Source organism: Caldimonas brevitalea, from assembly GCF_001017435.1.
Taxonomy (GTDB): domain Bacteria; phylum Pseudomonadota; class Gammaproteobacteria; order Burkholderiales; family Burkholderiaceae_C; genus Caldimonas; species Caldimonas brevitalea.
On record NZ_CP011371.1, the window covers coordinates 5,625,567 to 5,639,797 of the forward strand.

Consider the following 14,231-nt stretch of genomic DNA (forward strand, 5'->3'; position numbering starts at 1 on the left):
CATGAAGGTGAAGTTGCAGGGTCGGATCGCATCGAAGGCGCTGTGTACAGCGGTCTCGGCCGCGGTGCTGGTCTTGAACACGCCGGTGGCGTTCGCGCAACCGGCCTCCACGGAGCGCGCCGCCACCGACGCCTCCGCCTCCAACCTGGTGACGCTGAACTTCGTCAACGCCGACATCGAAGGCGTGGCGCGGGCGATGGGCGTGATCCTGAAACGGCAGTTCGTCGTCGATCCGCGCGTCAAGGGCACCATGACGCTCTACAGCGAACAGCCGATGACGCGGGCCGACGCCTACCTCAGCTTCCTCGCGTCGCTGCGCGGCCTGGGCTTCGCGCTGGTGCAGGTCGAAGGCCTGTACAAGATCGTGCCGGAAGCCGACGCCAAGCTGCAGACCGGCGCCGTCACCGCGGGGGGCGTCACCGGCCAGCGCGGTGACCAGATCCTGACCCAGATCTTCCGGCTCAGCCACGAGAACGCCAACAACCTCGTGACGGTGCTGCGGCCGCTGATCAGCCCCAACAACACGATCAACGTCAACGCCGGCAACAACTCGCTGGTGATCACCGACTATGCCGACAACCTGCGCCGGCTGGCCAAGATCATCGCGGCGCTCGACCTGCCCAGTTCGACCGACGTCGAGGTGATCCCGCTGCGTTACGCGGTGGCCTCCGATATCGCGCCAATGCTGCTGCGCCTGACCGACCAGGCCGGCGGCGTCCCCGGCATGCCTCCCGGCGCCCCGCAACAGCAAGGCGGCGGTGGCGGTGGCAGCGGTTCGATCATCCCGGACTCGCGCACCAACTCGCTGCTGGTGCGGGCCCAGAACCCGGCCCGCCTCAGCATGATCCGCTCGCTGGTCGAGCGGCTCGACCGGCCGGGCGCGACCGGCGCCGAAGGCAGCGGCATCCACGTCGTGTACCTGAAGAACGCCGACGCGGTGCGTCTGGCCCAGGTGCTGCGGGCCGCCTTTGCCGCGCAGGCGCAGTCGCAATCGGCCAACCAGGGCGGCGGCTTCGGCGGCCAGGGTGGGCAAGGCGGCTTTGCGGGCGGCGCCGGCGGCGGCGCTCAGAACGCAGCGCAGAACAACATGGCCAACTTCGGTGGCGGCAACAACAACAGCGGCGTGTCGGCGCAGGCGGCCGCCCCGATCGCCGCGACGGCCCAACCGTCCACCGGCGGCTTCATCCAGGCCGACCCGGCCAGCAACTCGCTGATCATCACGGCCAGCGAGCCGCTGTACCGCCAGCTGCGCGCGGTGATCGACCAGCTCGATTCGCGCCGCGCCCAGGTGCATGTCGAGACCATGATCGTCGAAGTCAGCGCCACCAAGATCGCCGAAGTCGGCTTCCAGTGGCAAGGACTGCTCGGCAAAGAGGGCGACAAGTACGGCTTGATCGGCGGCACCAACTTCGGCTCCGGCGGCGGCAACATCGTCGACCTGTCGATCGCCGCCGCCGGCCGCGGCTCGACCGAGGGAGGTGGGACGATCAAGCCAGCCGCCGGTCTGAACGTCGGCCTGATCAAGAAGTTCGGCAACGTGTACAGCCTGGCGGCGCTGGCGCGCTTCCTCGAAACCAATGCCGACGGCAACGTCCTGTCGACGCCCAACCTGGTGACGCTCGACAACGAGGAAGCCAAGATCACGGTGGGCCAGAACGTCCCCTTCGTCACCGGGCAGTTCACCGGCGCAGGCGGCACCAGCTCGGTCAACCCCTTCCAGACCATCGAGCGCAAGGACGTCGGTATCACGCTGCGAGTCAAGCCCCAGATCGGCGAGAACGGCACCGTCCGCATGCAGATCTACCAAGAGGTCTCCGACGTCGTCAACGAAGTCTCGTCCGGCCTCATCACCAACAAGCGCTCGATCGAATCGAACGTGGTGGTCGACAACGGGCAGATCGTCGCGCTGGGCGGCCTGATGGAAGACAAGCTGAAGAACAACCAGGAGAAGGTGCCGCTGCTCGGCGACGCGCCGCTCGTGGGCGGCCTGTTCCGGAACGACAACCGCGAACGCCGAAAGACCAATCTGATGATCTTCCTGCGTCCGGTGGTGATGCGCGACCAGCAATCCCTCGACAGCCTGTCGATGGACCGTTACGACGTCATCCGCGCGCAGCAGAAAGATGCGCAGCCGGAGAAGCGTACGTTCATGCCGATCAACGACGGGCCGGTGCTGCCGGCGCTGCGCATGCCGCAGCGCCCCGATGCGGCGACGCCGCCGCAAGCGCCCGCGCCCGGTGCACCGGCGCCACAAGGCGCTGCCCCGCCGGCCACCACGCCACCGTCGCCGCCCCAGCAAGGCACGCCGGCCGCGCCCAACCGCTAACCCGACGCAGAGGTCACGACCATGGGTGCCCGTCATCCCCTGCCCTACGCCTTCGCCAAGGCGAACACGCTGCTGCTCGAAGACGACGGCGAGCGGCTGATCCTGTGGGCCGACGAGAACGTGTCGGCCCAGGCGATCTCCGAAGTGCTGCGCCATTTCGACGTGCATGCCTTCGAGCGCGAAGCCGCCGCCACGCTGGGCCAGCGTATTGCCGCGGCCTATGCTGGCGGTGAGTCGAGCGCGGCGGCCGTGGTCGGCGAGGTCGAGAGCGCGGTCGACCTGTCGCGCATGATGCAAGACCTGCCGGCGGTCGAAGACCTGCTCGAAGCCGCCAACGACGCGCCCATCATCCGCATGCTCAATGCGCTGCTGACGCAGGCGGCCAAGGACGGCGCGTCGGACATCCACATCGAACCCTATGAGCGCAGCTCGTCGGTGCGCTTCCGGGTCGACGGCACGCTGCGCGAGGTGGTGCAGCCGAACAAGGCGCTGCACGCCGCGCTGATCTCGCGTCTGAAGATCATGGCCGAGCTCGATATCGCCGAGAAACGCCTGCCGCAGGACGGCCGCATCTCGTTGCGCATCGGCGGCCGGGCGATCGACGTGCGGGTCTCGACGCTGCCGTCGGCACACGGTGAACGCGCCGTGCTGCGTCTGCTTGACAAGGGCGAGGCCAAGTTCTCGCTCGAGAGCCTGGGCATGGGCGGCGACACGCTGGTGCGCTTCAACAAGCTGGTGCAGCAACCACACGGCATCGTGCTGGTGACCGGCCCGACCGGCTCCGGCAAGACCACCACCCTGTATGCCGGGCTGGGCCGCATCGACACCTCCACCACCAACATCCTGACCGTCGAAGACCCGGTCGAATACGAGCTGGCCGGCGTCGGCCAGACCCAGGTCAACGCCAAGATCGAGCTGACGTTCGCAAAAGCGCTGCGGGCCATCCTGCGCCAAGACCCGGACGTCATCATGATCGGTGAGATCCGCGACTTCGAAACCGCGCAGATCGCGATCCAGGCCTCGCTGACCGGCCACTTGGTGCTGGCCACGCTGCACACCAACGACGCTCCCAGCGCCGTCACGCGCTTGATCGACATGGGCGTCGAGCCGTTTCTGCTGTCGTCGTCGCTGCTCGGCGTGCTGGCGCAGCGGCTGGTGCGCAAGCTGTGCATCGTCTGCAAGAAGCAGGACCCGCAGGGCCGCTGGCATCCGGTTGGCTGCCCCGAGTGCGGCAACTCCGGCTACAAGGGCCGTACCGGCGTGTACGAGCTGATGGTGGCCGACGACAAGTTGCGCGCGCTGATCCACAGCCGCGCCGCCGAGTCGCAGCTGTTCGTCGCCGCCGAGCAGGCCGGCATGCGCACGATGCGCGAAGACGGCGAACGCCTGGTGCGCGCCGGCATCACCTCGCTCGAAGAAGTGCTGCGCGTGACGCGCGACTGACCCACCCCACGGCCACGCCCCAACCCCGCACCGCATGCCCGCCTACCGCTTTGAAGCCCTCGACGCCGCCGGCAACAGCAGCACCGGCCTGATCGAAGCCGACAACGCGAAAGCCGCGCGGGCGCAATTGCGCGCGCAGAAGCTGGTGCCGCTGGAGGTCAGTGCGGTCGCCTCCGAGTCGGAAAGAGTCGGCAAGGTCAATTTCCGCCGCAAGGCCTTCAGTTCCACCGGCCTCGCCATCTGGACCCGCCAACTGGCCGGCCTGGTCACGTCCGGTCTGCCGCTGGAACGTGCGCTCACCGCCTTGAGCGACGAGATCGAAGACGACCGGCAGCGCGAACTGGTGGCCCATCTGCGCAGCGAGGTCAATGCCGGCGCGCCGTTCGCGAAGGCCCTGGCCAGTGCACCGCGCGAGTTCGACGACATCTACCGGGCCGTGGTGGCCGCCGGCGAGCAGAGCGGCAGCCTGGGCATGGTGCTCGAGCGGCTGGCCGACGACCTCGAAGAACGCCAGCAGCTGCGCGGGCGCCTGGTGTCGGCGGCCCTCTACCCGGCCATCGTGTCGTTGGTGGCGGTGGTCATCGTGATCTTTCTGGTCACCTACGTGGTGCCCCAGGTCGCCTCGGTGTTCGCCACCAGCAAACAGGCCCTGCCCTTCCTGACGGTCGCGATGCTGGCCATCAGCGATTTCACCCGCAACTGGGGCTGGATGGTGGCGTTGGCCATCATCGGCGCCGTCGGCACGCTGTCCTACATGCTGCGCAACGACGCCTTTCGCGAACGCTTCGATGCGGCATGGCTGACCTTGCCGCTGGTCGGACGTCTGGCGCGCGGCTACAACGCGGCCCGTTTCGCCGGCACGCTGGCGATGCTGGCCGGCGCCGGGGTGCCGATCCTGAAGGCCTTGCAGGCGGCCGCCGAAACCCTGAACAACCGGGCGATGCGGGCAGACGCGATGGACGCGCTGGTGCAGGTGCGCGAAGGCGCGCCGCTGGCCTCGGCGATTGCCGCGAAAAAGCGCTTCCCGGGCCTGATCGGCATGTTCTCGCGCCTGGGCGAACAAACCGGCACCCTGCCCGCCATGCTGGCGCGCGCCGCCGTCCAGCTGGGCCAGGAAGTGCAACGCCGCGCGATGCAGATGGCCACCATCCTCGAGCCGCTGCTCATCGTCGTGATGGGCCTGATCGTGATGTTGATCGTGCTGGCGGTGCTGCTGCCCATCATCCAGCTGAATTCCTGGGTGAAATGACATTCGCTTACGCCGGGCGGCTCAACCAGCCGCTACGGCCGCCCCGGCCGCCTGGTGCGGCCTTGGGCTCGCCCCATCCCCACCCCTGAACCTCCTTGAGCTGGCGACCTCGCCAGGTTTCCCCTCTGTTTGCGCTCTGCTGGAAAACCCGGGCACGGCTCATGCTTAGGAAAGGGCGGGGTTTCCCCGTTTGTTTCAAGGTACGCCACCGGTAGGCTTTGCTTCAATGAGCCTGAGGGTGGTGTCCTTTGGAGGTCTTCGATGAGTTCCAACGATCTGGTTCCCGTGCGCGGCGGTCATCATCACATTCCGATCGCTCACATGCGTGCCGTCTACCGGCTCACCGACGTCGAGCGGCGCTTGGACAAGCTGCCCCACAAAGAGCACGAAAACCTGCGCTCCACTTATGAGCGCATGCTGGAGCGCGGTCCCGAGCGCTTCCAGGTCAAGCCGTCCGGGCTGCCCGCGATGGACGGCCTGTACGACGAACTGCCCAATTTCGGCGAGGTGCTCGACGACGTGAAACGTCAGCTGGCGCTGTGTGAAGACAGCCGCGATGCACTCGAAATCACGCCGATGCTGCTGCTCGGCCCGCCTGGCATCGGCAAGACCCACTTCGCCCGCCGCCTGTCACAGCTGCTCGGCACCGGGATGGGGTTTGTCGCGATGAGTTCGCTGACGGCCGGCTGGGTGCTCTCGGGCGCGTCGTCGCAATGGAAAGGCGCCCGCCCGGGCAAGGTGTTCGAAACCCTGGTCGACGGCCAATATGCCAACCCGGTGATGGTGGTCGACGAAATCGACAAGGTCGGCGGCGAAGCCACCTACGACCCGCTCGGCGCGCTGTACAGCCTGCTCGAACACGACACGGCGGGCGCCTTCACCGACGAATTCGCCGAGGTACCGATCGACGCCAGCCAGGTGATCTGGGTGGCCACCGCCAACGACGAACGGGTGATCCCCGAACCCATCCTGAACCGGATGAACGTCTACACCGTGCCGCCGCCCGACCGCGACGCCGCACGCAAGATCGCGCTGCGGCTCTACCAGGCGATCCGCGGTGAACACGATTGGGGGTCGCGCTTCGAGCCCGAGCCCGGCGAAGCCGTGCTGGACCGCATGAGCGGCCTGGCCCCTCGCGAGATGCGGCGTGCCTGGATGACCGCCTTCGGCAACGCCAAGCTCGACGCCCGCGGGCGCATCGAAGAAAAGGATTTGCCCGACGCGGGGGCGAAGAAGCAGGCGATCGGCTTTGTGCACTGAAGCTGAAGCCGCGGCTTCTTGCAGGTTGAGCGGCTGCGCGAAAACGGTGCCGCCCGGTTGCAGGAGCCGAGCCGCGCCGGCCTTCGAGCCTGGCGGCCCGCCACAGGAGAGGCGGCCGTTGCCGCCCTCTCCCTCGGCGTCTGCCTCGATCAGTTGTAAGCGATGCTGATCGGGCCAGCAGTCGGAGCGGTGCTGCCGGCGGCATAGAACGTTGCGGTATAGGCCGTCGTGCCCGCCACCAGTTCGACGTAGTCGCCCTGCTTGTCGATCAGGCGGAACTTGCCGGACACTGGCCGCCCTCCAGACAAGGTGAATGCCGCGTCTTGCTGCAGCTTGTAGGCGTCGCTGCCAACCACCACGAAGCCGCTAGCACTGACGGTCTGCTTGCCCGTGCTGGCGTCCTCGCTCAGCTCCAGCGTGTACCACATGCGCGCGTCCGCTCCGGCGCCGGCCCCCGCCATGCCTTCGAAGGTAAAGGCGATCCGCTCGGAGCCGTTGGACTCGGAAGCCGTGTAGGTGACCGAGCCATTCAGCGCTTCACCCGCCGGCCCAAAGGCCTCAAACGCCATTCGCATCGACAGCTTTGTCTCAGTGGCCTCCAAGACCGTGGCGATGACCCGGCCGTTCACGACGGGCGCGTCAAAACCATTTTTGCAGTCATTGGCAGTGAACGTCACCTTGTCGCCGCGGCGCGGCTCTTCGCCCGACACGTCCGCGGTAAACGTCATCGAGCCGCCGTAGGGGCACGCGATCGAGCCGCTCTCTGTTGCCGCAGCCTGTGCGGACCGCGTCGGGTTCAGTCGTTGCAGCATGAGCTGGGACACCCCACGCACCGACAGATCGACACCGCCGCCGCCCGCGTTGGTGACGCCGGCCGCCAGGGTCAGCACCGAGGGGCCCTTGACGCTAGAGGAAACGGCAGCCGCGCCCGACCGGGTGGTGCCGTCGTAGTTGGTATTGGTCAGGTCGCCGGTCGCCGCGGACGGGCCGGCATTGTCGTCACCACCACCACCACCGCCGCCGCCGCACGCCGACAAACCGGCGATTGCGACGCCGCACACCAAAGCCTGGATTGACTTACGAAACATGGAGACCCTCTCTTGCATTGATATCGTGTTGACGCCTGCCCTTGTCACCGGGCGTACGCAGCGCGAATCATGTCATAGGGCCCCGACCCGGGACTATCCCAAGAGCCTCACGACGCTCCCGGGCGTGTGCTTTTTTCGACATTCCGCACCCCACTATCATCCCGGCCCATGAGCATCACCCTTGCCGGCCAGTTGGTCGTCGCCATCTCTTCGCGTGCCTTGTTCGACTTCGAAGAAGAGAACCAGCTGTTCGAGGCCACCGACGACCATGCCTACATGCAGCTGCAGATGCAGCGCCTGGACGTGCCGGCCAAGCCGGGCGTGGCCTTCTCGCTGGTGCACAAGCTGCTCGCCTTCAACCAGCAGACAGCTGACGGCAAGCCGCGCGTCGAAGTGGTGATCCTGTCGCGCAACGACCCTTATTCGGGCCTGCGGGTGTTCCGCTCGGCGCAACACTACGGCCTGCCGATCCAGCGCGGCGTGTTCACCCGCGGCCAGCCGCCCTACCGCTACCTGCGCCCGCTGAACGCCAACCTGTTCCTGTCGGTCAACGAGCTCGACGTGCGCTCCGCGCTAGAGGTGGGCTTTCCGGCCGCCCGCGTCTACCCGCTCTCGGCCCGCGCCTCCGACGCCCACCCGCACGAAGTGCGCATCGCCTTCGACGGCGATGCGGTGCTGTTCTCTGACGAAGCCGAACAGATCTTCCAGTCGGGCGGCCTCGACGCCTTCCAGCAGCACGAAAGCAGCCGCGCCGAATTCCCGCTGCCGGCCGGCCCGTTCAAGCCGCTGCTCGAAGCGCTGCACCGTTTGCAAAGCAGCGGCAGCCCGACCATGCGGGTGCGCACCGCCCTCGTCACCGCGCGCAGTGCGCCGGCACACGAACGCGCGATCCGCACGCTGATGAACTGGAAGATCGAGGTCGACGAGGCGCTGTTCCTCGGGGGCCTGCCCAAGGGCGAGTTCCTGCGCGAGTTCGAGCCCGACTTCTTCTTCGACGATCAGATGCGCCACATCGAGAACGCGGCCGCCCACGTGCCGGCCGGCCACGTGGCCGCCGGCGTGATCAACCTCGGCACCGGCTGAGGGCGCCGCGTCCCGGCTCAGCGGGCGGCACGCTGATACAGCGGCTGGGCCCCGGCCTCGATCATCTGACGTTCGCGCACATGCAGGTCGACCACGGTGACCTGCAGCAGGCCGGCGAACGCGGGCAGCTGCATCAAGCGCCGCACGACCGCGTTGGCGCGGGCTTCGTCGAGCCGCTTGAGCCGCACGAACAGCACCAGATAGGCGCGCCCCGGCATCACGCCCACCTGCTTGCCGCAGACCCAGCCGGCCTCGACCTCGCGGGTGCGGATCAAGGCTTCGGTCAGCAGCTTGCGCTCGCTGTCCTTCAGGCGCGGCGCGACGGCATGTTCACACGGGTGCGCCGACGAGAAGGCCTGCCAGGCCTGTGCCTCGAGGGTTTCGAAGCGTTCGAGGCGTTCACGCCAAGCACGCCGTGTCTTGGCGGTCACGTCGTGCCCGGCATGCTGCACACGATCCAGCAGTTCGAGCGCCATCGAGCAGGCGGCATAGCCATGCTGCACATGCTCGGCCTGCAGCCGTTCGAGCAGATCCAACGCACCGGGGTCGGCGCCTTGTGCGCGGCGCGCGGCCAGGCCGCGCATCGCCTCGGGGTGGGAGGGCTCACAGCGCAGTGCGCGTTCGTAGAAGGCGCTGCTGTCGGCGCCGCTGAGCGCTTCGAAACACTCGGCCCATTCGAGCCAGCCGTCGGCATCGAGCTGGGCCGTGCGGGCCTTCAGCGTGTCGATGCGCTGCTTGCAGCGCCGCAGGTGCTCATGGTGGCGGGCCCAGTCGCGCCGCATCTCCTGCCACCAGAGGGTGTCGAAATGCCGCGCCGCGCGCGCTGCAGCGGCACCGAGCCACGACACGGCGTTGTGCTGCGACCAGTCGGGCAGCTGCGGTTTCTGGCCCAGCGCGGCGAGGCGGTCGCGTGGCACCGGGTGGGTGTCGTCGTAGGTGGGCAAGCGCTGCAGCGCCAGGCGCAGCGCCTCCTGCGCGAAAGCCGGCGGTGGCGGCTGCAGCAACGCGGCCTGCATCTCCGCGTGGGGCAGAGGCTCGGGCTTGTCCTGCAGGGCGGCACGGCGCCACACCGCGAGCCAGTACTCTTCGTCGTACCAGCGCGCCTTGACCTGGATCTCGTTGTAGGCCTGGCCCACCACTTCGGCACTGCACAGCTCGGCCGCGATGCGGTCGGCCTCGTACTCGTCCTGCCGCGCCATCGCGAAGGTGCGTGCATAAAAACGCGGGAAGTACCACGCGAAGAAGCGGCTGAACAGCCATGACAGCGGGCTGTCGTCGTGTTGGTAACGTTCCTGGATGCGGGCCCAGGCGCTGCGGGTGCGGTAGACCCAGGCCGAGAACTTGCCGTGCTCGCCGCGCAAATGGCCGTACTCGTGGGCGATCACCGTGAGCAAACGCCGCGGCTCCAGCGAGCACAACATCGGCCAGCCGATCAGCAAGTAGTTGGTGTGCCCCCACAAGCCCCAGCGCGGTTGGTGCACCGCGGCGGCGTTGAACTCGGGCACGATGAGCACCACGTCGATCGGCGGGCCCTTGACGCGTCGCCGCATGCGTTCGAGGGCGTCGAACAAGCGCGGCGCATCGGCAGGCTCGACGCGGAACCCTTCAGGGGCTTCGAACCGGATCAACAGCGCCCGCGTGCAGGCCAGCAACAGGGCCGCGGCGGCCAGCCCCGGCCACACCATCCAGCCGCTGAAGCCACGCTGGCGCCAGGCCCAGCCGAGCGCCAGCAAGGACGCCAGGGCGGCCAGGCCAATCGCGATCACGGCCGCATACCCCAGCGCCGCGAACCACCAGACGCTGCGTCGGTAGGCCCGGGCATCGCTCTCGCACGCCTGCTCACTCAGACGCACAAGGTGCATGAAATCGACATGTTGCATCGGGCGGCTTTCTTCCCGCGGCGCAGGGCGCGCGGGTGCGGTTGGAGCCCAGGGCGTCCCCTCTAGACGCCAGCCCTGTTACATGACCCAGGGCCTTGACGCTGCAGTATACGGAGGCGGTCTGCCTTTCAACTGTGGAAGACTTGGCGTTGCAGCCCTTCCAGATCGAGCACCCGCACACCGCCGTATTCGATGCGGATCAGCGCGCGGCGTTGCAGCGTGTGCAGGGCCTCGTTGACCCGTTGCCGCGACAGCCCCACCAGCATGCCCAGCTCCTGTTGCGTGATGCGCAGCATCGTGCCGACGCCGGGATACAGCACCGGATGAAACAACGACGCCAGGCTGCGCGCGACGCGCACGTCGGGGTCATTCAGGCGGTCGATCTCGCGCGCCGCGATGAACTGCCCCAGGCGTTCGTTGAGCTGGCGCATCACAAAACGGTTGAACGGGATGCTGTGGTCGAGCAGGCGCTGGAAGCTGTCGATGGGCAGCCCCGCCACGACACTCTTGCGCAGCGCCTGCACGTTGTAGCGATACGGCTCACGCTTGAGCAGCGTGCCCTCGCCGAACCAGGCGCCGGGCGGGATGCCGGTGAAGGTCACCATCGCCCCCGTCGACGCGTCGTTGTTCATCTTCAACAGACCGGCGAGCACGCCGAACCAGTAGGTCGGCGCGCGGCCGATGCGGCACAGCAATTCGCCCGGCTCGGCTTCGGCGACCCGCAGCTGCGATGCGATCTGTTCACGGTCGCTGTCGTCCAGCACCTGCAGCCAGGCGATGCCCTGCAGTTCGACCGGCGTGGCGGCACGAACGCGACGATGCAAAGGGGCTGCTGCGGCTTCGGCCATGACGTTGGGGTCACGCACTCGGGTAATTCCCCTGGGGGCGGACCCTAGGATTGTCGTCACAACGACAACCTGACGTCAAACTTCTCCCTAGCATCGCGGCAGACAGCGCCACACACCCGGGCCCGCGGGTGACACTCGGGGCCCTTCAAGGAGATTGCCGGTGTCGACGACCTTTCCCCGTCTGCTGCTGGAGCACGCCGCCCGGCGCCCCACGAGCCCAGCCCTGCGGGAGAAGGAATACGGCATCTGGCAGACGCTCGGCTGGGCGCAACTCGCGCAGCTGGTGCGGCACTTGGCCTGTGGCTTGGCCGACGCCGGGGTGCGGCGCGGCGAGCATGTGGTGGTGATCGGCGAGAACCGGCCGCGGCTGTATGCGGCGATGCTCGCGGCGCAGTCGCTCGGCGCCATCCCGGTGCCGCTCTACCAGGACGCCACGGCAGCCGAACTGGTCTACCCCTTGTCGAATGCCGAAGTGCGCTTTGCCGTCGTCGAAGACCAGGAGCAGGTCGACAAGCTGCTGGAGATGCGCCCGCAGTGCCCGCTGCTGCAGCAGATCTGGTTCGACGACGCGCGCGGGCTGCGCCACTACCGTGAACCCGGTCTCGACAGTGTCGATGCGCTGGTGGAACGGGGCCGTGCGCACGATGCACAAGACCCGCAGTTCTTCTGGCAGGAGGTCGAACGCGGGCAGCCCGACGACACCGCGGCGATGTTCTTCACCTCCGGCACCACCGGGCATCCCAAGGGGGTGGTCCACACGCACCGGGCGCTGCTCGACCGGGCCCAGGCCGGCGCCCGGTTCGACCACCTGACCGAGGCCGAAGAGGTGCTGGCCTACCTGCCCCCCGCCTGGATCGGCCAGAACTGCTTCAGCTATGCGCAGTGGCTCGCCTGCGGCTACGTGGTCAACTGCCCCGAGTCGAGCGCGACCGTCGCGATCGATCTGAAGGAGATCGGCCCGACCTATTACTTCGCGCCGCCACGCGTGTTCGAGGGGCTGCTGACCAGCGTGATGATCCGCATGGAAGACGCCGGGCGGCTCAAGCGCTGGCTGTTCGACCGCTGCATGCGCTGGGCGCGCCGCATCGGCCCGGCCCGGCTCGACGGCCAACCACTGCCGGCGCTCGACCGCCTGCGCTACAGGCTCGGCGACTTGCTGGTCTATGGTCCGTTGCGCAACACGCTCGGCTTCAGCCGCATCCGGGTGGCCTACACCGCCGGTGAAGCCATCGGTCCCGACCTGTTCACCTTCTACCGCTCGATCGGCATCAACCTCAAGCAGCTGTATGGCTCCACCGAGACCGCCGTGTTCGTCTGCCTGCAGCCCGACCACCAGGCGCGGGCCGACACGGTGGGCGTGCCGATCGAGGGGGTCGAGCTGAAGGTCGAGCCGAGCGGCGAGATCCTGATCCGATCGCCCGGCTTGTTGAAGGAGTACTACAAGAACCCGGAGGCGAGCGCCGAGGTGAAGACCCCCGACGGCTGGTACCGCACCGGCGATGCCGGCTTTCTCGACAGCGCCGGCCATTTGAAGATCATCGACCGGGCCAAGGACGTCGGCCGCTTGCGCGGCGGCGCCCACGACGGCGCGCTGTTTGCGCCCAAGTACGTCGAGAACAAGCTGAAGTTCTTCCCCTACATCAAGGAAGCGGTGGCCTTCGGCGACGGGCGCGACCGCGTTTGCGCCTTTCTCAACATCGACTTCGAGGCCGTCGGCCACTGGGCCGAGCGCCGCAACCTGCCCTACGCCGGCTACACCGACCTGGCACAGAAGCCCGAGGTCCAGGCGCTGCTGCGCGACTGCGTGGCCCAGGTCAATGCCGACCTGGCCGGCGACGACCAGCTGGCCGGCAGCCAGGTGGCCCGCTGCCTGGTGCTGCACAAGGAACTCGACGCCGACGACGGCGAACTGACCCGCACCCGCAAGGTCCGGCGCGGCCACATCGCCGACAAATACCGGGTGCTGGTCGATGCGCTGTATGCCGGGCACACGTCGCAGTACATCGAGACCCAGGTGACCTTCGAGGACGGCCGCCGCGGCATGGTGTCGGCCGAGCTGGCGTTGATCGACGTGCCGGTCTATCCGGCGGTCAGGAGGGCGGCATGAGTACAAATCGGCTGTCCGCAGGCGCTGGCACCGCAGCAGTGCGCAGCACGGAGGCCACGTCATGACGGTCGCCGTCGTTTCGCGCATGCCGTCGCCTGACGCCGAGCAGCCTCGATCCGGGAGCGCCTCGGCTGCCGATCGCGTCCCAAGCGCGGCGCCCGCCCGCCGGTCCGCGGGCGACGTCATCCTCGACGTGCAGAACGTCTCGCTCGCCTTCGGCGGTGTCAAGGCGCTCACCGACATCAGCTTCGACGTGCGCGAGCACGAGGTGCGCGCCATCATCGGCCCGAACGGCGCCGGCAAGAGTTCGCTGCTCAACTGCATCAACGGCGTGTACACGCCGCAGCAGGGCACCATCCGGCTGCGCGGCCAGACCTTCCGGCACATGAACCCGCGGCAGGTGGCCGAAATGGGTGTCGCCCGCACCTTCCAGAACCTGGCCTTGTTCAAGGGCATGAGCGTGCTCGACAACCTGATGACGGGGCGCAACCTGAAGATGAAGGCCAATTTGTTCCAGCAGGCGCTGCGTTTCGGCGCCGCCGAGCGCGAGGAGATCGCCCACCGCGAGGTGGTGGAACGCATCATCGACTTCCTCGAGATCCAGCCCTGGCGCAAGACACCGGTGGGCCGGCTGCCCTATGGGCTGCAAAAGCGCGTCGACCTCGGCCGCGCGCTGGCGATGGAACCCCAGCTGCTGCTGCTCGACGAGCCGATGGCCGGCATGAACCTCGAGGAAAAGCAGGACATGTGCCGCTTCATCCTCGACGTCAACGACGAGTTCGGCACGACGCTGGTGCTGATCGAACACGACATGGGGGTGGTGATGGACATCAGCGACCGGGTGGTGGTGCTCGACTACGGACGCAAGATCGGCGACGGCCCGCCCGACGAGGTGCGCGGCAATGAAGACGTGATCCGCGCCTACCTCGGCACGGCAGGCTGACCCC

At 67.8% G+C, this 14,231-nt stretch carries 10 protein-coding genes; 7 read left to right on the forward strand and 3 right to left on the reverse strand.

Annotated elements, in window-relative coordinates; translation table 11 throughout:
• Position 1 precedes the first annotated feature (1 nt).
• The 4 genes from gspD to AAW51_RS23900 all read left to right on the forward strand — a co-directional run bounded on the left by gspD (position 2) and on the right by AAW51_RS23900 (position 6,278).
• Positions 2-2,326 (forward strand): type II secretion system secretin GspD, encoded by a 2,325-nt coding sequence (gene gspD, locus AAW51_RS23885; protein ID WP_047196619.1) that lies wholly within the window; start codon positions 2-4, stop codon positions 2,324-2,326.
• A 21-nt stretch (positions 2,327-2,347) separates the two neighbouring features.
• On the forward strand, positions 2,348-3,769 hold the full coding sequence (gene gspE / locus AAW51_RS23890) for a type II secretion system ATPase GspE (protein ID WP_047196620.1): 1,422 nt from the start codon (positions 2,348-2,350) through the stop codon (positions 3,767-3,769).
• Between the two features lie 34 nt (positions 3,770-3,803).
• Complete coding sequence (gene gspF, locus AAW51_RS23895; protein WP_047196621.1) at positions 3,804-5,018, forward strand: type II secretion system inner membrane protein GspF; 1,215 nt, start codon at positions 3,804-3,806, stop codon at positions 5,016-5,018.
• A gap of 261 nt (positions 5,019-5,279) precedes the next feature.
• A complete protein-coding gene (locus tag AAW51_RS23900) occupies positions 5,280-6,278 on the forward strand; it encodes an AAA family ATPase (protein ID WP_047196622.1) in 999 nt (332 codons plus the stop codon).
• A 149-nt stretch (positions 6,279-6,427) separates the two neighbouring features.
• Here AAW51_RS23900 and AAW51_RS23905 read toward each other — a convergent pair whose 3' ends face one another.
• Positions 6,428-7,366 (reverse strand): hypothetical protein, encoded by a 939-nt coding sequence (locus tag AAW51_RS23905; RefSeq protein WP_047196623.1) that lies wholly within the window; start codon positions 7,364-7,366, stop codon positions 6,428-6,430.
• Between the two features lie 168 nt (positions 7,367-7,534).
• On the opposite strand from AAW51_RS23905, the gene AAW51_RS23910 reads away from it, so the two are divergent.
• A complete protein-coding gene (locus tag AAW51_RS23910) occupies positions 7,535-8,449 on the forward strand; it encodes a 5'-nucleotidase (RefSeq protein WP_047196624.1) in 915 nt (304 codons plus the stop codon).
• 17 nt (positions 8,450-8,466) lie between these two features.
• On the opposite strand, the gene AAW51_RS23915 is transcribed toward AAW51_RS23910, so the two are convergent.
• Both AAW51_RS23915 and AAW51_RS23920 read right to left on the reverse strand, forming a co-directional pair.
• Positions 8,467-10,329: a M48 family metallopeptidase gene (locus tag AAW51_RS23915; protein ID WP_053013874.1), complete on the reverse strand. Its 1,863-nt coding sequence runs from the start codon at positions 10,327-10,329 to the stop codon at positions 8,467-8,469.
• 128 nt (positions 10,330-10,457) lie between these two features.
• Entirely contained in the window at positions 10,458-11,177 is a 720-nt protein-coding gene (locus tag AAW51_RS23920) for a Crp/Fnr family transcriptional regulator (protein WP_047196625.1), read from the reverse strand.
• 160 nt (positions 11,178-11,337) lie between these two features.
• Between AAW51_RS23920 and AAW51_RS23925 the strand changes: the two genes are divergently transcribed.
• The gene (locus tag AAW51_RS23925; protein WP_047196626.1) at positions 11,338-13,284 is read left to right on the forward strand and encodes an AMP-dependent synthetase/ligase; all 1,947 of its coding nucleotides are present in this window, start codon (positions 11,338-11,340) and stop codon (positions 13,282-13,284) included.
• A 61-nt stretch (positions 13,285-13,345) separates the two neighbouring features.
• Complete coding sequence (locus tag AAW51_RS23930; RefSeq protein WP_238947682.1) at positions 13,346-14,227, forward strand: ABC transporter ATP-binding protein; 882 nt, start codon at positions 13,346-13,348, stop codon at positions 14,225-14,227.
• The last annotated feature ends 4 nt before the right edge of the window (positions 14,228-14,231 follow it).

Excerpts from the sequence above, each read along its gene's own strand:
- gspD (WP_047196619.1), top strand. The coding sequence starts at position 2 with ATGAAGGTGAAGTTGCAGGGTCGGATCGCATCGAAGGCGCTGTGTACA.
- gspE (WP_047196620.1), top strand. The coding sequence starts at position 2,348 with ATGGGTGCCCGTCATCCCCTGCCCTACGCCTTCGCCAAGGCGAACACG.
- gspF (WP_047196621.1), top strand. The coding sequence starts at position 3,804 with ATGCCCGCCTACCGCTTTGAAGCCCTCGACGCCGCCGGCAACAGCAGC.
- AAW51_RS23900 (WP_047196622.1), top strand. The coding sequence starts at position 5,280 with ATGAGTTCCAACGATCTGGTTCCCGTGCGCGGCGGTCATCATCACATT.
- AAW51_RS23905 (WP_047196623.1), bottom strand. The coding sequence starts at position 7,366 with ATGTTTCGTAAGTCAATCCAGGCTTTGGTGTGCGGCGTCGCAATCGCC.
- AAW51_RS23910 (WP_047196624.1), top strand. The coding sequence starts at position 7,535 with ATGAGCATCACCCTTGCCGGCCAGTTGGTCGTCGCCATCTCTTCGCGT.
- AAW51_RS23915 (WP_053013874.1), bottom strand. The coding sequence starts at position 10,329 with ATGCAACATGTCGATTTCATGCACCTTGTGCGTCTGAGTGAGCAGGCG.
- AAW51_RS23920 (WP_047196625.1), bottom strand. The coding sequence starts at position 11,177 with ATGGCCGAAGCCGCAGCAGCCCCTTTGCATCGTCGCGTTCGTGCCGCC.
- AAW51_RS23930 (WP_238947682.1), top strand. The coding sequence starts at position 13,346 with ATGACGGTCGCCGTCGTTTCGCGCATGCCGTCGCCTGACGCCGAGCAG.